Here is a 19253-nt window from a genome sequence, read left to right on the forward strand (position 1 = left end):
GTGGGGCTGTCCCGGGCCGTCGTTTCGCTGGTAGAAGGTCCGGCTGTCTGTAGTTGGATGGTGAACATCGCTGGGGGGCGACAGTCGTGGGCCGCTTGTGGAGATCCGTTCGGCATGTTCCGGTGGCGCTGAGGGCGACGGCGTTCGTGGCGGTCGCCGCGCTGATCGGGGTGCAGGGCACCCAGGCCGCCCAGGCGCTATCGCGAGCGGCGGCCACCCCCGCCACCCCGGCACAGCAGACCGGCACCGCGGCGGGCAAGAAGCACGCGGTCCCGGCCTCGGCCACCAAGAGCAGATCCAGAACCTCGCTGCCCAACTCCGGGCCCGGTCAGGTCAAGGGCGCGGTGGGCGCGTACAAGGTCCACGGCGCGAAGAGCGACCCGGTGAACTCCGGCAGCCGGATCCACAAAGCCCCGAAGCCCGTAGCCGCATCCGCGGCCACGAAGCACCGGGGCTTCGTCGCGTCCACCAGCGTGGAGCAGCCCGGACTCGACACCGCGACCACGACCGTCTTCAAGAACGCCGACGGCACCTACACCGCCCAGATCCACACCCACCCGATCAACTACCGTAAAACAGACGGCACTTGGGCGCGCATCACCGCCGCCACCGCCACCCCGGGGACGGCCTCCGCGGCCTCTTACCGGGCGGCCACCGCCGCGAGCAACCCGACCGGACAGGGCAACGCCAGCTCCTCGACCTACGTCGAGTCCGGCGTCACCCAGAACTTCCACGGCAACGGGCAGCTCTACGTCGGGAAGTACCAGAGCCACGACTACAACTCGTTCCTCCAGTTCAGCGGCTTCGGCACCCAGTTCGCCAACGACTACATCGTCAACTCGACGCTCTGGCTGGACACCGAGTTCTCCGGCCTGGACACCTCCGGCACCTGCTCCGCCCAGGCGGTGAACGTCTTCCCGGTCAGCGCCTCCTGGGACCCGGCGAAGATCAACACCTATCCGGGTCCTGCCTACGGGACGCAGGTCGGCAGCGCCTCCTTCGCGGCCGGCACCGACTGCTCCAACGGCCGCCAGTGGGAGGGCGTCCCCCTCGACACCAAGACGGTCATGAACTGGGCCCACGGCTGGGCGCCGAACTACGGGCTCGCCCTCACCGCGCCCAGTACCGCCGCCGCGGCCAAGGAGTTCTACGCCGACGACCCCTACCTGGCGATCGAGTACACCCCGAACGGCGCCGGCGCCTCCTACTCCGAGGTCAGCTACGCCTCGCCGTGGAACAACCAGCCCGGCTGGGGCAAGGTCACCGTGCAGAACCGCGGTACGGCCACCTGGACCCCGACCAACGGCTACAAGCTCTCGTACCAGCTCTACACGGTCTCCGGCACCACCCGCACCCTGCTCACGAGCCCCGTCGCGACCCCGGCCGTGATGCCGTCCACCGTCGCGCCGAACAAGCCGGTCACCGTCACCGCGTCGATCCCCGCACTGACCGCCGGCAAGACGTATCTGATCTGCTGGGACATGTCCTACAACGGGACACTCTTCTCCACCTACGGGGTACCGCAGACCTGTTACTCCCTGCCGGTCGTCAACAACCCGCCGGTCGTCGACACGTTCACGCCCGGCAACAACGCCTCGGTGTTCAGCCTCACCCCGGTGCTCGGCGTGACCGGCCACGACCCGGACAACTACCCCGGCACCGCGCTGAGTTACTCCTTCAACGTCTACGCCGACGGTTCCACCACGGCACTGGCGAGCTCCGGCACGATCGCCACCTCCACCTGGACGGTCCCGGCGGCCAAGCTCGCCTGGGGCGGCACCTACTACTGGACCGCCCTGGTCAGCGACGGCAACGCCACCTCCCTGTGGTCCGCGCCCGACTACTTCACCGTGCCCTCCGCCCCTCAGCCGCTGGTCACCTCGCACCTGGGCGTCGCCCCGTACGACGCGACGGTCAAGGGCGTGGACCCGCAGATGGGCGACTACTCCACGCAGGCGACCGACCTCTCCCTCGGCGCGATGGCCGACGGCACGGCCCTGAACATCCAGCGCACCTACAACAGCCTGGACCCGGGCGTCTTCAAGGCGTTCGGCGCGGGCTGGTCGTCCATGCTCGACATGCGGGCGACCGCGGACGACGACGGCTCCGGCAACATCGTCATCACCATGGCCGACGGCCGCCAGAAGCGGTTCGGCGCCAACGGCGACGGCACCTACAGCCCCCCGGCGGGCGACTACGCCGTCCTCTCGGCCCCGCCCGCCGCCTACGGCACCTCGGGCTTCATGCTGACCGAGAAGTCCGGCATGCGGTACATCTTCACCGAGTCGGCCACCGACCCGGTCACCGGCCAGACCTACTGGGGACTCACCGAGTACGGCAACCGCAACGGCCATGGCCTGGACATCACCTGGAAGCCGGTCACCCTCACGCTGCCCGACGGCAGCACGCTCAAGGTCAGCGAGCCGGTCCAGGCCGGATACTCCGTCGACCAGGACAACGGCTTCAACGACGGGGCGTCCAACAGCCTGCCCGACCAGACCGTCCTGATCGAACTGACCTGGGACGTCCAGCAGATCACGGCCACCGACGGCACCCTCAAGAACGTTCCGCGCGTCCGCGCCGTCACCGACCGCACGGTGGCCGGCGTCACCCACCCCTGGACGTACGGCTACAACGCCACCGACGAGCTCACCTCGGTGTGCCCGCCCGCCACCGGCACCACGACGTCCACCGCCTGCACCCAGTACACCTACACGTCCGGCGGCACCTCCGGATCGCACTTCGTGTCGATGGTCCAGGACTCCAACCCCACCGACTACTGGCGGCTCGGCGACGCCGCCGGCTCCACCACCGCCGCCGACTCGGTCGTCGTCAACCAGCACACCACCGACGCCACCGCCGCCAACGTCACATTCGGCCAGGCGGGCCCGCTGGCCGGCACCCCCGCCACCGCGGCCTCCTTCAACGGCACCAGCTCCTACCTGGCGCTGCCCGACAACCTGCCGGCCAACAGCAGCAACCTCGCGGTCGGCATGTGGTTCAGGACCACACAGGCGGGCGGGACGCTCTTCTCCTACCAGAGCGGAAAACCCGGCACCTCCGTCACCTCCGGCTACGTCCCCTCGATGTACGTCGGCACCGACGGCAAGCTCCACGCCGAGTTCTGGAACGGCCACGCCGCGCCGATGGCCTCGCCCAACGCCGTGAACGACGGCAAGTGGCACTACGCGGTGCTGTCCGGCGCCCGTACCGACCAGGCCCTGTACCTGGACGGCGCCAAGGTCGCCACCCTCACCGGCACCACCACCATCAGCTTCGGAGCCTGGCCGTACACCACCGTCGGCGCGGGCGAACTCACCGGCTCGTGGCCCGCGTCGCCGACCGGCAACGCCCTGGGCTGGTTCAACGGCCAGATCCAGGACGTCTCCTTCCTCCAGCACCCGCTCGGACTGCCCGCCGTCCAGCAGGAGTACGCCTCCGGCACCCTCGCCGCCGCCGAACTCACCGGCACCACGCTGCCGTCCGGCAAGACCGCGCTGACCGTCTCCTACGACGCGCTGGCCGACCGCGCCTCGTCCGTCACCGACGCCGACGGCGGCACGTACCGACTGGCCGATCCGGTCACCACCGGCGGCAACGACTCCTACTACGGCGTCGTCCGCGGCACCCGGCCCGCCTACGACTACCCGATGACCGAGTCCGCCGGTCTCACCGCCGTCAACCAGTACGGCATCGACAAGCCGGCGGGCTCCGCCGACGGCATCTACAACGACGTCATGCTCGGCGAACCCGGCATCTTCGGACCCGGCGGGGACAGCGCCGCCGGGTTCAACGGCGCCTCCTCCTACCTCAACCTGCCGGCCGGCGCCCTGGACGACACCACCGGGGACGCCTCCGTCGCCCTGTGGTTCAACACCAAACAGGCCGGCGGAGTGCTGCTCTCGTACCAGAACGGCCAGACCGGCTCGGTGCCCACCAGCTACACCCCGGCCCTCTACATCGGCACGGACGGCCTGCTGCGCGGCCAGTTCTGGGACGGCACCACCTCCCCGATTGCCTCCAAGGCGGCCGTCAACGACGGCAACTGGCACCTGGTCGTCCTGACCGCCACCGGCACCACCCAGACCCTCTCGCTCGACGGCCAGACCCAGGCCACCCGCACCGGCAAGACCATCGCCGGACAGGCCGCGACCTGGGGCGAGACCAACGTCACCGTGGGCGCCGGCTACATCGCGGGCTCATGGCCGAAACCGCCCACGAACGTCCAGGGCTGGTTCAACGGCGAGATCGGCCAGGTCGGGATCTACCAGACCGACCTCGACCTGACCGGCGTCGAGTCCGCCGTCGGCCTGTACAGGGCCAAGGGCTCCGCGACCACGCTGATGCCCACCACCACGCTGACCGTCACCGACCCCGCACAGCACACCGAGACCTTCGCCTACGACCCCGCCAACGGCGACCGCACCACCTCCGTCACCGACGCGGCGGGCGGCAAGACGACGTACGCGTACGACTCACTGGGCTTCCAGGACGCGAGCACGGATCCGGACGGGCACACCGTCACCCGCAAGCACGACGCGTACGGAAACGTGCTGACGACCACCACCTGCCGGCAGGCCAACTCCTGCCAGACCTCCTACTTCAGCTACCACACCGACGCGGCCGACCCGATGGACCCGCTCAACGGCAAGGTGCTCTACGCCGCCGACGCCAGATCCGGCGCCACCGGCACCACGAACCCGGCCTACCGCACGGCGTACACCTACACCCCGTTCGGCGCGCTGGCCTCGGTGACCACACCCCCGACCGCGGACTACCCGAACGGCCGGACCGTCCGCTACCGCTACTACGCGAACGGCGAGAAGTCCACCAACAGACTCGGCATCGTCTACACCGAGCCCTTCGGCATGCTCGCCTCGGTCACCGACCCCAAGGGCCAGGTCACCAGGTACCACTACTGCGACTCGATCGCCGCCGGACGGCTGTGCAGCCAAACCGACCCCTCCGGGCAGACCACGTACTACAGCATCGACGTGTTCGGCCGGGTGACCACCCAGGCGGTCGGCTCCGACACCTACCCGGTCACGTTCAACTCCGTCACCGGGGCACTGGTCGGCGGCGTACAGACCAAGTACACCTACGACGCCCTGGACCGCGTCCTCACCGCCACCGACCAGTCCACCACCGACGCCGTCACCAGCATCGTCCACACTCCCAAGACCACGTACAGCTACGACGCGGACGGTGATCTCACCGGCAGGTCGACCGCCGACACCACCGGCCACGACACCACCCGCGCCACCGGCTACGGCTACGACGACCACGACCGGGTCACCACCGTCACCGACCCCGCGAACCTGGTCACCCACTACACCTACGACGCCTTCGGCCGGACGGCCACCGAGACCGACCCGGGCGGGAACACCTACCGCTACGACCACTCGGCCACCGGGCAGTTGCTCACCACCACCCTCACCGGCTTCACCGGCGACCCCACCGCGCCCTCGGACGCGCAGGACCTGGTGACGGAGTCCCGGGCCTACGACCCGGCCGGCCGGCCGGCCTCGGTCACCGACTCCATGGGCCGCACCACCTCCTACAGCTACTTCGACGACGACCGGCTCCAGTCCGAGACCGTCGCCTCCGGCACCTCATCCGCCGTCACCGACAAGGCCTACGACTACGACGCGGCCGGCAACCTGACCTGGGAATGCGACGTCTGGAGCGGCACCTCCTGCACCCGCCAGACCCAGTACACCGTCGACGCCGCGGACCGCACCACCCGTACCGCCGTCGACCCCGCCGGAGTCGACCGGGTCACCGTCAACACCTTCGACCCGGACGACAACGTCCTGTCCCAACTGCTCAGCGGTGACGGCCGGACCCGCCAGGTCGGCTACTCCTACGACACCATCGGCAACCCCACCTCGCAGTCGGTGCGGACCGACAACACCGGCGCCACCGGCTACTGGCCGCTCGACGACGGCAACGCCAGTGCCGCCGACTCCAGCGGCAGCGGCTTCACCGGCACCCCGAACACCGGTGTGACCTGGGGACCGTCCGGCGGCAACTACGCCCAGTTCAACGGCACCACGGGAGCGGTCCTCACCAGCGGCACCCCGGTCGTGGACACCACCCAGGACTTCACCGTCTCCGCGTGGGCGTATCTGAACGCCACCAGCACCACCAAGGACTACACGGTCGTCAGCCAGCAGGGCGCCCAGAACAGCGCCTTCCAGATCGAGTACAACCACACCACCAAGACCTGGGGCTTCGTCCGCCCCAGCGACGACACCGCCACCGCGACCAGCTACAACGCCACGGCCACCACGGCGGCCACCGCGGGCACCTGGACCCATCTGGTCGGCGAGTACAACGCCGCCCTGGGGTGGATGACCTTCTGGGTCAACGGCGTCCAGGTGAGCGGGATCTGTTCCACCTGCGGCTCGACCGGCCAGGTCACGGACAGCACCCCCGTCGCCAGCACCACCGGGGTCGCGATCGGCCGCGGGAAGGCGGCCGGTGCCGCCGTCAACTTCTTCCCCGGGCGCATCCGCGACGTCCAGATGTACCAGCGCGACCTCGGCGACAACGAGATCAGGCAGCTCTACACCTCCGCCACCACCACCGGCGAGTCCCCGGCCTCGCTGGGCGCGGCGGGCTGGTGGAAGCTGGACGACGGTGAGAGCCCGACCGCCGCCGACCACTCCGGCACCGGCAACGTCGGCACCCTCAACGCCGGCACCACCTGGTCCTCCGACAACGGCGGCTCGGCCGTCTTCGCCGGAGCCGGCCAGATCACCACCGCCGGCCAGGTGGCCGACACCTCCAAGAGCTTCTCGGTCGGGGCCTGGGCCAAGATCACCAGCACGCCCAGCGGCACCTGGCAGACCGTCATCGCCCAACAGGGCTCCAAGGCCGCCGGCTTCTCCCTCGACTACAACCCGACCGCCGGCCGCTGGGCCTTCGACCGGGCCACCACCGACGTCGCCGCGCCGACCCTGGCGGGCGCCACCTCCACGGCGGCACCCACCCTCAACACCTGGACCCATCTGCTCGGCACGTACGACGCCGGCACCGGCAAGATGACGCTGTACGTCAACGGCGTCGCCCAGGGCACCGCCACCGACACCACACCCATCGCCAGCACCGGCCCGCTGGTCATCGGCCGCGGCTGGACCGCCGGCGCCGCCGCCCAGTACTTCACCGGCTCGGTCGACAAGGCGCAGGTCTACAACCGCGCCCTCACCGCCACCGAGGCCGCGGCGCTCTACAGCTCCGGCGGCACCGCCGGATCCGCGCCCGTGACCACCACCTGGAGCTACGACCAGCGCGGTCTGCCCAAGACCGAGACCGACCCGCGCGGCAACGCGACCGGGGCCACCGCGGCCGCCTACACCACCACCTTCACCTACGACGAGGCCGGACAGCTCACCTCGACCGCCTCACCCCCGGTCGCCACCGAGACCGGCGGCGGCACGCCCCAGCAGACCGTGGCCGTCACCAGCACCGGCTACAACACCTTCGGCGACCAGGCGGAGACCGACGACCCCGACGGCCGCATCGTCACCACCACCTACGACGCCGACAGCCGTGTCGCGGCCGTCTCCCAGCCCGGCTACACCGCGCCGGACACCGGTGCCACCGTCACCCCGACCACGTCCTACACCTACGACGCGCTGGGCGACGTCCTCACCAAGACGGACCCGCTGCACAACCAGTCGTCGTACGTCTACGACCAACTCGGCGACATGGTGCGGCAGACCCTCCCCGGCGGCCGCGTGACCCACACGGGCTACGACACCGACGGCGAGCCGCTGAACACCACCGACCCGACCGGTGCCCGTATGGAGGCCACCTACGACGCGCTCGGCCGCCAGACGACCAGCACCCAGGTGGAACGCACCCCCACCGCGGCGGCGTACACCACCACGTACGGCTACGACGGGCTCGGCGACGTGACCTCCGTCGAGGACCCGCTGCACAACAAGGCCGTCATGACGTACGACCCGCTCGGCGAACAGCTCACCACGAAGGACCCGCTGGGCAACGTCACCGGCTACGCCTACGACGCCACCGGCGCCCTCACCACGACCACGGCCGCCGACAGCACCCGGACCACCCAGGCCTACGACCTCGCCGGGCGCCCCACCTCCACCACCAAACTGGACGCCTCCGGCACCGCGCTGAGCACCACCTCCTACGGGTACGACGCCGCCGGCAACCAGACCTCGGCCACCGACGCCCGGCAGCACACCACCACCGTCGCCTACGACGCGCTGAACCGGATGGTGAGCCAGAGCCAGCCGGCCGACGCCACCACCACCGTCAAGACCTCCTTCGGCTACGACGCAGCGGGCGCCCGGACCCGCTACACGGACGCCGACAACAACATCACCACCTACACCTTCAACTCCCTGGGCCTGCCCGAGACCAGCGTCCAGCCCGGCGTCACCGGCCTCACCTCCGCCGCCGACCGGACCACCACCACCGGCTACGACGCCGACGGCAGAGCGCACACCGTCACCCGCCCCGGGGGAGTGGTCCTCACCTACGGCTACGACGCCAACGGTGAACTCACCTCGCAGGCCGGCACCGGCGCCGAAGCGGCCACCGCGGCCCGCGCCTACGGCTACGACGCGGCGGGCCGCCCCGACTCGGTCTCCGCACCGGGCGGCACCGACACCTTCACCTACGACGACCGCGGACTCATCGTCGGCATGACCGGGCCGTCCGGCACCGCGAGCTACACCTACGACGAGAACGGCCAGATCGCCTCACGCACCGACAAGGCCGGCACCGCCGCCTTCGGCTACGACGCCGACCAGCGGGTCACCAGCGAGACCGACCCGCTCACCGGAGTCACCGGCACCATCGCGTACAACCAGGTCGACCAGGTCAAGAGCATCACCTACGGCACCGGCGGAGCGACCCGCGCCTACGACTACACCCCGCTCCACCAGCTCAAGTCCGACGTCCTCAGCTCCCCCTCCGGGACGACCGAGGCATCGTCCGCGTACACGTACAACGCGGACGGCCAGACAGCCACCCTGACCACCACCGGCACCGCCGGCTCGGGCACCAGTACCTACGACTACGACTACGCCGGGCGCCTGAAGTCCGCGACCACCGGATCCGGCACCACCGGCTACGGCTACGACGGCAACGGCAACCGCACCACCGCCGGAAGCTCCACCGCCACCTTCAACGCCCGCAACGAACTGACCTCCGTCTCCAGCGGCTCCACCACCACCAACTACGGCTACACCGCCCGGGGCACCACCGCGAGCGTCACCGCCGGCAGCGCCACGACCACCTACACCTCCGACGCCTTCGACCAGGTGACGGCCTCCAGCACCGGCCTCGGCTACACCTACGACGGTCTCGGCCGGCTCGCCACCGCCACCTCCGGAAGCCGCACCGCCACCTTCAGCTACGCCGACGCCACCAACACCCCGGTCTCCGACGGTGTCCAGAACTTCGGCCGCGACGCGGGCGGCGGCCTCCTCTCCACCTCCGCCGCCGACGGCACCGGCTCCGCCCTGGCCCTGTCCAACAGCCACGGCGACGTCACCGGCAGCTTTACCGCCACCGGCAGCGCCCTCACCGGCTCCACCGCCTACGACGCCTACGGCAGCCGCACCGCCTCCAGCGGCACCCAGACCTCCCTCGGCTACCAGGGCGGCTGGACCGACTCCGCCACCGGCCAGGTCAACACCGCGACCCGCTGGTACGACCCCGTCAACGGCGCCTTCACCAGCGCCGACTCGGCCGCCAACGCGCCCACCCCGGCGGTCAACGCCAACGCCTACGCGTACGCCAACGACGACCCGCTGGACAACATCGACACCAGCGGCCACGACGCGTGCACCAGCGACGACATCAAGGCCCAGCAGGAGGCCTATGCGCAGATGCAGGCCTGGCTCAAGGAGTGGCAGGCCGGCCAGATGGGCCGGATCCTCGAGTGGTCGCAGCAGCAGTGGGCGATCGGGGCGGCGAGAGCCCGCGCCGAGCAAGCCAGGAACGACGCCGACGAGAAGGCCCTGAAGCAGCAACAGGACGCCTGGGAGCGGCAGTTCAACAAGGACTTCGACGACGCGATGGACCAGGACTATTCGAGTCCGCGCTCGCACTCCCCGTCCACGGACGACACCGGCTCGAACCCCGGATCCGGAAACGGCACGAACACCGGATCCAGCACGAACAACGGCCACCTGCACGGCGTGGGCACCGGCGGCGCCCAGTACTACGGCTCCTCCTCACACACCACCGCCTGGGTGGTCGGCGGCGCCGTCCTCCTGGGCGCGGCCCTCGTCGCCAGCATCTTCGTCGCCCCCGAGGCCGCCGCCGCCTCCGCCATCGTCTGGGTCCTCGCGGCCTCCGCCCAGGACGACTGCGGCGCCAACGGCGTCCCCACCCGCCCCAAGAACCAGAACCTCGGCGGAACGAACTCCACCCCGATCCTGGGCACCACCCCGGCCGAGGACGCCGCCGCGGCGGCCGGCCACGACGCGACCAGCTCCACGGCGACCGCCGACCAGGACACGACGACTCCGCAGACCGCCACCGGCGGTGGCCTCGGCAGCGGTGGCGGCGCCGGAGCCGGCGGAGGGGGCGCAGGGGTAGGTCAGTGCGATGACGACGACGGGTCGATACCGAGTTCCGCCAGGGTGCCCGATCTCGACGGCCTGACCCAGACCCAGGCCCATGACACCCTCGAGGCCAATGGACTCATACTGAAGTCGATCGCGAAGAGCGGCGCGTATGCGACGTACCAGGCGGCGGACGGCAGCAATGTCACCATCGAACTGGGCAATGGCCGCGTCGTTCGTCATTCCAAGATCGACATGGGGCCCGCGGAAAGAAACAGGACACAGCGATGGAATCCTGACGGCACCAAGACGGACTCGCACGACACCGGAGAAAGATTGTGCCCGTGAGCGGCAAGTTGCAGGCGAAATGCCTGAAGGCGCAGGAGATCCTTTCGGAATACGAGGGAAGCTTCATCGAAAGGATCTCCAGCTCCGCGGTGGGTGACCGCAGCACCTTCGACATCTTGCTGATCCGCAGCGGTGTCTTCGGAGAACTGACCATTTCGCTGGAGGGTGTTCGCTATCTGTCGGTCGCGAATTCCGTCTCGGTCGACAGCGCGTTCTTCGACCGACTGACGGTGGTTCATCTCCCGGCCTCGGGAAGCCCGTGGCCGGAAGAGGCCGAGGGGTTCGTGACGCGCTTCGAGAACCTTCCGGAACTTGTCTGGGTGCGTCTGGTCGGGCCGGTGGAAATCGATGTGGTCGGGTCGATGCTGACCGTCTCTTCCGCCGTCGACCTGAATTCCTAGCGACCCGACCCGACCCGACCCGACCCGACCCGACCCGACCCGACCCGACCCCGCCCTCGCTGTCCCGCTACCCCACCATCCGCCCCTCCGCCCACCGCGCCCCGGCGCGAACGCTGCGGCGCGCGCCCGGCGGCAGCCGGCGCAGCACCTCGCGGACGCCGTGCCGGAGGCGGTGGTCGGCGGTGGTGCGCAGCAGGAGCCGGCGGGTGGTGCCGATCCGGCCGGGGGTGCCGACGGTGAGCCGGAGCTGGCCGCCGGGCCCGGCCCAGGTGGGGGAGACGAGCCGCGGTGGCGTGCCGGCGGCGACGGTGCCGAGGAGGACGCGGGTGCCGCCCGGCGCGGTGGCCAGCCGGGGGCGGCGGCCGACGCCCAACAACTGCGCGCTGGCCCAGACTTGATAGGTGCCGGGGTCCATGGGCGCGTCGCCGGAGAGGGTCAGCGGGTCGATGACCGTCTCACCGGCGACCACGACCCGGTGCCGGCCGCCGCCGAGCGGCTCCAGCGCCGGGGTCAACTCCCCGTCCGGGTACCACCAGTGGTTGTCGGCGGTGTCGTGCACGACGAGTTCCCCGTACGCGTACGAGAAGGGGTCCGGGACCTCCCAGTTCTCCGCTCCCCTTATGCCGTCCAGGAGTTCGGGGTCGAGCAGCATCCGTCCACCGCGCTCCACGACGGTCAGCGGCTCGCCGTCGGCCCGGACCATGCCGACCCGGCTCCGGATCACCAGCCTGCCGTTGCGCCAGCGCATGTCGTCCACCTCGACGCGCGCCTTGATCCGCTCGGTGCGGCGGGCGAGTTCGACCAGGGAGTCCAGCCGCCCCTGCACGAGCAGCTCAGCCCGCAGCCGGCTGATCGCCGGAAGCCCTTCACGCACCCCCGGCGGATAACTCGTCATCGCCATCCTGCGGACGGTGGTGAAGTACTCCTCCAGATCCTTCCCGGTACGCCGCAGCACCCGCGGCTCGCTCACCGGCCGCAGCAGCTCCACCCGGTACGAACGGCGCAGCAGCCGGTCCTGGAGATCGCCCGGCGGAGTGCCCTCCTTGATCGCCTCCACCACATTGCCGAGGTGGCCGTAGTAGTCGTCGGCGGTGATCCGGCGACTGCTGTTGTTGCCGCCGTCCTCCCGCCGATTCCAGCGATAGCAGGGGTAGTTGCCGAGTATCGACACCGTCCTGGCCCGCACGTAGGTGCGCGCCATGAACAACTGGTCCTCCAGCCTGACCCGCCCCTCCGGGAAACGGATCCCGTGCTCCCGCAGGAACTCCCGGCGGAACATCTTGTGCGGCGTCAGACTCTCGAAGAGCGGCGCGTCGGCGGCGGTGCACCGCTCGACCGTCCGCTTGAACACATTGCTGGGCCCCTGCATCGTCCCGTGCACCTTGCCCAGCACGATGTCCGACCCGTTGCGCTCCGCCAGGGCGTACAGCCGCTCCAGCGCCTCGTACGACAACTCGTCGTCCTGGTCGACGAATTGGACGTATTTCCCCTTGGCCCGGTCCACCCCCACGTTCCGCGGTTTGCCCGGCCAGCCGGAGTTCTCCTGCCGGAAGACCCGGACATGCGCGTGCGTCTCGGCCAGCCGCCCGAGACGCTCGGCCGAGTCGTCCGTCGATCCGTCGTCGACGTACACGACCTCGTACGCGTCGGCCCCCAGGCTCTGGTTGACGAGCGACGGCGCGCAACGGTCAATGTAGGAACCGGCGTTGTACACGGGTACGACAACGCTCACCTTGATCAAAACATCCCCCCCGGGACAAGTGTTGTTGCCCTTCGAGACACTTGTTGTTGGGGATAAGTTGTACGGCCCTTGGCACGTACCTTAAGAAATGTGCGAGGCCCCGGACGGGCGACGACCGACGGGCTACGCGGACTCCCTGATCACCAGCTCCGTCGGCAGGATGAGAGGCGTCGGCTCCTCGCCGGCCAGCACGCGCACCAGCATCCGGGTCATCTCGCTGCCGAGGGCCACGATGGGCTGACGGATCGTCGTCAGGGCGGGCCGGGTGTGCCGGGCGGTGAGGATGTCGTTGAAGCCGACGACCGCGACGTCCTCGGGGACGGCCCGGCCGCGCTCGCGCAGGACCTGGAGGGCGCCCGCGGCCATGGCGTCCGAGGCGACGAACACCGCGTCCAGGTCCGGGTGTTCGTCGAGCAGGCGGGCGGTCGCGACGGCACCGCCCACCTCGCTGAAGTCGGCGTGCGCCACCCGGTGGTCGTCGAGGCCGGCCAGGGCGACCGCCTCGCGGAAGCCCAGGTAGCGGGAGACGCCCGCGTGCATGTCGAGCGGTCCGGTGACGGTGGCGATGGCGCGGCGGCCCTTCGAGATCAGGTACTCCACGGCCTCGCGGGCCCCACCCCGGTTGTCGGCGTCCACGTACCAGCGCGGGGCCCGCTCCAGGGAGCGGCCTCCGTGCACGACGGGGACGTTCCCCGCCTCGGCCACCTTCGCCAGCGGATCGTGATCCCGCAGGGCCAGCAGCATGACGCCGTCCGCACCCCGGGACTGAAGGATGCGGGTGAGCCGGTCCCGGCCCCGCTCGCCCGCGGCCAGGATCAGCAGCAGCTCCAGGTCGGTCTCCTCCATGACCGCGTTGACACCGGTGATGACCTCGGCGAAGAAGAGGTTGGCGAACAGCGCCGGATCATCGCTGGAGATCGCCAGCACCACCGCACCGCGCCGCTGCGAGGCGAGCGAACGGGCCGCCACGTTGGGCACATAGCCCAGCTCCGCCACGGCACTCTCCACCGCCTGACGCGCCTTCTGGCTGACGTGCCGGCGGTTGTTGATCACACGCGAGACGGTTCCGACGGAGACCCCGGCGCGCAGCGCCACCTCGTCGAGCGTCGGCGGCCGTGTGGTCATGCGGGGCGGCTCCCGTTCGTACGGAGTGCGGATGGGGTGGGCAGTAGCAGCACTGTAAGCGCTGACGGCGTCACGGGCCGCCGCGCCGGACGACCTCGGCGTACCAGTGGGCGCTGTCCTTCGGGGTACGGCGCTGGGTCGCGTAGTCGACGTGCACGATGCCGAAGCGGGGCCCGTAGCCGAAGGACCACTCGAAGTTGTCGAGGAGCGACCAGACGAAGTAGCCCTTGAGCGGCACACCGTGGCCGATCGCCTGTGCGCAGGAACGGAGATGGCCGTCCAGGTAGGCGATCCGGTCCGCGTCGTGCACCCCGTCGTGCTCCACCACGTCGTCGAAGGCGGCTCCGTTCTCCGTGATGTACAGGGGTACGGCCGGGTACTCGTCCTTCAGCCGCAGGAGGAGGTCCAGGAGTCCCCGCTCGTCGATCTCCCAGCCCATCGCCGTCCGCGGCCGGCCGCCGTCGGCGACACGGACCAATGGCGAGCCCACATAGGCGGATTGGACCGGTGTCGTACTGCCCGCGACCAGCATCGGCGCGTAGTAGTTGATGCCCAGGTGGTCCAGTGGAGCCCCGATCCGCTTCAGGTCGCCGTCGTGGACGTGGCAGCCGGTGACCTCATGCAGGTCGGTGAGCACGTCGACGGGGTAGCCGCCGCGCAGCAGCGGGTCGAGGAAGAGGCGGTTCTGCATGCCGTCGATGCGGCGGGCCGCGTCCACGTCGGCGGCCTCGGTGCCGAGCGGGGTCACATGGGTGAGGTTGAGGGTGATGCCGACGCGGGAGTCGCCGTCCCGAATCGCCTCCGCGGCCAGACCGTGGCCGAGCAGCAGATGGTGCGCGGCGCGTACGGCGGCGGAGGGTTCCCGGCGGCCGGGAGCGTGGCGGCCCGTGGCGTAGCCGAGGAAGGCCGAACACCACGGCTCGTTGAGCGTGGTCCAGTGGGCGACGCGGTCGCCCAGCGCCCCGTGCGCGAGGGCGGCGTACTCGGCGAACCGCTCGGCCGTGTCCCGCACCGGCCAGCCGCCGGCGTCCTCCAGCGGCTGGGGCAGGTCCCAGTGGTAGAGGGTGGGCCAGGGCTGGATGCCGTGGTCCAGGAGGGTGTCCGTGAGCCGGCGGTAGAAGTCCAGGCCGCGCTGGTTCGCCGGGCCGGAACCGGCGGGCTGGATCCGGGGCCAGGCGAGGGAGAACCGGTAGGCACGCAGGCCGAGTTGGGCCATCAGTGCGATGTCCCCGGGGAAGCGGTGGTAGTGGTCGGCCGCGACGGCTCCGGTGTCACCGCCCCGGACGGCGCCCGGGGTGGCCGCGAAGGTGTCCCAGATGGAGGGACCCCGGCCGTCCTCCGCGACCGCGCCCTCGATCTGATAGCTCGATGTGGCGGCACCCCACAGGAAGCCGGGATCGAACGTGCTCACTGAGTTGAACCTCCGTCTGCGGAAAATCCGAGAGCGATAACAATCGGAGTGTCCTCGTCCTCGACGTACATATGGCTGCTGACCTGGGGTGAAGCTGGGTTGACGCCACAGCTGGGCCGGTTCCTGCGCGGATGCATCCAGCAGAACTGGAAGCGCTTACAGTCGCAGACTAGGAGCAGCACGTTCAGTCTGTGAAGGGTCCGGACGCAGAAAAGGCTCCTCAAGGACTGCCGTGCGTGAAGTCTTGACAGCCTCGCCGCCCCCACCCACCATCTGGCACTGACGCCGCACCGAGCCGGGAACCCTGTCACCGAGAAGGGCCCGGAATGTTCCGCAGGACCAGAGTTCGCAGAACCAGATGGGGCGCGGTCCTCCTCGCGCCCGCCCTGACCGCCGCCACCCTGGCCGCGACCCCCGTGACGTCCGCGCATGCCGCCGAAGCACCCTACGAACGCGTGCTCAACGGCACGTTCGACAGTGTGAAGACCCCTTGGTGGAGCAGCGGCAACACGCCGTCCACCGTCAGCCTGGGCCGCCTGTGCGCCGACGTCCCCGCCGGGACCGTCAACGTCTGGGACTCGATGATCGGCCAGAACGACATCCCCGTGGAGGCAGGCCGGCCCTACACCCTGCGCTTCACCGCCTCCGCCACCCGGGACGTGTCGATCCACGCCGTACTTCAGTTGCCCGCCGCCCCGTTCACGACCACCCTGAACAAGACCGCCGCCGTGACCACCACACCCAAGACCTTCCAGTTCACCGGCACTTCGGCGACGGCCGACCTGCACGCCCAACTTTCCTTCCAACAGGGCGGCGCCGCCCAGGCGTTCACCCTCTGCCTCGACGACGTCTCCCTCACCGGCGGCGCGACACCACCCGGTGGCGGACGCGACTTCGGCTCTCCGGTGCGGACGAACCAGTACGGCTACGCGGTCCACGGCCCCAAGAGGGCGTCCATCGTCAACTCCTCGACGACGCCGGTGCGTTGGCGCCTCCTCGACGACTCCGGCGCGGTCGTGACGTCAGGCCGCACCCACGTCCAGGGCACGGACGCCGCCTCCGGCGACCATGTGCACATCGCCGACTTCAGCTCGGTGCGCAAGGCCGGTACGGGATACACGCTCGCGGTCGGCGACGCGACCAGCCCCCCGTTCGCCATCGCGGACAACCCCTACACCTCCCTGAGCAAGGACGCGTTGGGCTACTTCTACGACGTCCGCAGCGGCACGCCCATCGAGGGCCGGTACGCCCGCGATGCCTACGCCCGACCCGCCGGACACGTCGGCGTGGCACCTAACAAGGGCGACACCAACGTCCCCTGCCTGCCCGGCACTTGTGACTACTCCCTTGACGTCCAGGGTGGTTGGTACGACGCGGGCGACCAGGGCAAGTACGTCGTCAACGGGGCGCTCGCCGCCTGGCAGTTGATGGACTCCTACGAACGCTCCCGCGCCGCGGGCGACACCGCCGGCCTGCGCGACGGCCTGCTGAGCATCCCCGAGAACCACAACGGTGTCCCGGACGTCCTCGACGAGTCCCGCTGGGAGACGGAGTTCCTGCTGAGCATGCAGGTCCCGGCGGGCGAGCCGCTGGCCGGCATGGTCCACCACAAGGTCCACGACCTGGCCTGGACCGCCCTGCCCACCCGGCCCGACCAGGACTCCCAACCCCGTTACCTGCACGCTCCGTCCACGGCCGCCACCCTCAACCTGGCCGCCGCGGGCGCCCAGTGCGCCCGGGTCTGGGCCCGCTACGACGCGGCCTTCGCCCACACCTGCCTGACCGCCGCCGAGACCGCCTGGAACGCCGCGCTCGCCCACCCCGACACGTACGCCCCGAGCAGCGACAGCGTCGGCGGCGGAGCGTACGCCGACACGGACATGTCCGACGAATTCTCCTGGGCCGCAACGGAGTTGTACGCCACCACGCACGACCGCGCCTACCTCTCCCGCATCGACACGGAGATCACCCCGGCCGGGTTCTCCTGGCGGGACACCGGCGCGCTGGCCGACCTCACCGTCGTCCGGCTGCCGCACCGCTTCCCCCACCGCATGGTCGCCGTCGCCCGCGAGCGGGTCCTCGCCGTCGCCGACGGGTTCGTACACGACGAGCGGTCACAGGGCTACCCGAACCCCAACCTGCCCACCGACGGCGCCTACGTCTGGGGCTCCAACAGCGTCACCGCGAACAACGCCATGGTCATCGCGACCGCCTACGACCTCACCCACCGGGACACCTACCGCGGCGCCGTGCTGGAGTCACTGGACTACCTCCTGGGCCGCAACGCGCTCAACCAGTCCTTCGTCACCGGCTACGGCACCCGGTTCAGCCACAACCAGCACAACCGCATCTGGGCCCACCAGATCGACCCCAAGTTGCCCGGCCCGCCGCCCGGTTCACTGGCCGGCGGCCCCGACTCGGCCCTCCAGGACCCGGTCGCGCAGCAGAACCTGGTCGGCTGCGCCCCCGCCACCTGCTACATCGACGACATCTACTCGTACTCGACCAACGAGATCGCCATCAACTGGAACTCCGCGCTCGCCTGGGTGGCATCCTTCGCCGCCGACTCCGCGCGCTGAGCACCGCTGATCGAACGGCATGTACCGCCGTGGCTCCGCCCGCGCCTGGACGAGCGCGGACGGGGCCGAGCCGAGGGGCCCACGGCGGCCCCGCCCCGAGAGAGGGACTCACCATGCGCTGGAAAGCCCTGCTGAAAAACGCTTCGCTCCGAACTGCCCTGATCTGCCTGCTCGTTGCGCCGCTGCCGCTCCTCGCGGCCGGTCCGGCGGCAGCGGCGAGCCCGGTCTCCCTGACGAGCGGCTTCTACTCCAACCCCGACTCCGGCCCGGCCGTCTGGGTCAGGAACAATCCTTCAGACGCCCGCGCCGCGCGCATCCAGTCGGCCATCGCCTCCCAGCCGATCGCCCGCTGGTTCGCCGACGAGAGCGCGGGGATCGGACCGGCCGTGTCCGGCTACGTCGGCGCCGCCGACAGCCACGACAAACTGCCGGTCCTGGTCGCGTACAACATCCCGGGCCGGGACGCGTGCGGCGGCGAGTCGTCCGGCGGCGCGGGCAGCGTGGCCGCCTACCGCACCTGGATCTCCACCTTCGCGGCGGCGGTCGGTACCCACCCCGCCGTGGTCGTCATCGAACCGGACGCCCTGTCCGACTTCAGTTGCCTGACCGGCGCCCAGATCAACGACCGCCTCGCGATGCTCTCGTACGCCGCCCAGATGTTCCAGCAGAAGGCACCCAACACCTGGGCGTACCTGGACGCCGGACACACCAACTGGGTCGACCCGGCGACCATGGCGAGCCGACTGAGGTCGGCGGGCGTGGCCGCCGTCCGCGGCTTCTCCCTGAACGTCTCGAACTTCTACACCACCCCGTCCTCGGAGACCTACGGCAACGCGATCAACTCGGCGCTCGGCGGCGGCTCCCACTTCGCCGTCGACACCAGCCGCAACGGCAACGGCTCCAACGGCGAGTGGTGCAACCCGGCCGGCCGCAAGCTGGGCGTCACCCCGCGCGTGGGCGGCGCCGAGGACCTCCTGCTGTGGGTCAAGACGCCGGGCAACTCCGACGGCCGGTGCGGCATCGCCCCGACCGTCCCCGCCGGCCAGTTCAGCCCCGACCTCGCCGTCCGGCTCATCGACGGCACCTGAACGGGAC

7 protein-coding genes are annotated in these 19253 nt (G+C 70.4%); 4 read left to right on the top strand and 3 right to left on the bottom strand.

Annotated elements, in window-relative coordinates; all coding sequences use genetic code 11:
* The first annotated feature begins 122 nt into the window (after positions 1-122).
* Positions 123-10901, top strand: a complete 10779-nt coding sequence (locus OG223_RS45475; protein ID WP_329262465.1) for a LamG-like jellyroll fold domain-containing protein — start codon at positions 123-125, stop codon at positions 10899-10901.
* Positions 10898-11302, top strand: coding sequence for a hypothetical protein (locus tag OG223_RS45480; RefSeq protein WP_329262468.1), 405 nt, complete (start codon positions 10898-10900; stop codon positions 11300-11302). Before OG223_RS45475 ends, OG223_RS45480 begins: the two co-directional genes overlap by 4 nt.
* Before the next feature lie 67 nt (positions 11303-11369).
* Here OG223_RS45480 and OG223_RS45485 read toward each other — a convergent pair whose 3' ends face one another.
* The 3 genes from OG223_RS45485 to OG223_RS45495 form a co-directional block, all read right to left on the bottom strand.
* Positions 11370-13043: a glycosyltransferase family A protein gene (locus OG223_RS45485; protein WP_329262471.1), complete on the bottom strand. Its 1674-nt coding sequence runs from the start codon at positions 13041-13043 to the stop codon at positions 11370-11372.
* 123 nt (positions 13044-13166) lie between these two features.
* Entirely contained in the window at positions 13167-14168 is a 1002-nt protein-coding gene (locus tag OG223_RS45490) for a LacI family DNA-binding transcriptional regulator (RefSeq protein WP_329262474.1), read from the bottom strand.
* 70 nt (positions 14169-14238) lie between these two features.
* Positions 14239-15579 (bottom strand): GH1 family beta-glucosidase, encoded by a 1341-nt coding sequence (locus OG223_RS45495; RefSeq protein ID WP_329262477.1) that lies wholly within the window; start codon positions 15577-15579, stop codon positions 14239-14241.
* Between the two features lie 326 nt (positions 15580-15905).
* Here OG223_RS45495 and OG223_RS45500 point away from each other — a divergent pair, with 326 nt between their 5' ends.
* Together OG223_RS45500 and OG223_RS45505 are read left to right on the top strand one after the other, a co-directional pair.
* Entirely contained in the window at positions 15906-18158 is a 2253-nt protein-coding gene (locus OG223_RS45500) for a glycoside hydrolase family 9 protein (RefSeq protein WP_329262480.1), read from the top strand.
* 113 nt (positions 18159-18271) lie between these two features.
* The gene (locus OG223_RS45505) at positions 18272-19246 is read left to right on the top strand and encodes a glycoside hydrolase family 6 protein (protein WP_329262483.1); all 975 of its coding nucleotides are present in this window, start codon (positions 18272-18274) and stop codon (positions 19244-19246) included.
* The last annotated feature ends 7 nt before the right edge of the window (positions 19247-19253 follow it).

Source organism: Streptomyces sp. NBC_01478 (genome assembly GCF_036227225.1).
Classification (GTDB): domain Bacteria; phylum Actinomycetota; class Actinomycetes; order Streptomycetales; family Streptomycetaceae; genus Streptomyces.

Coding starts and splice junctions, on each gene's coding strand:
- OG223_RS45500 (WP_329262480.1), top strand. CDS start 15,906: ATGTTCCGCAGGACCAGAGTTCGCAGAACCAGATGGGGCGCGGTCCTC.
- OG223_RS45490 (WP_329262474.1), bottom strand. CDS start 14,168: ATGACCACACGGCCGCCGACGCTCGACGAGGTGGCGCTGCGCGCCGGG.
- OG223_RS45505 (WP_329262483.1), top strand. CDS start 18,272: ATGCGCTGGAAAGCCCTGCTGAAAAACGCTTCGCTCCGAACTGCCCTG.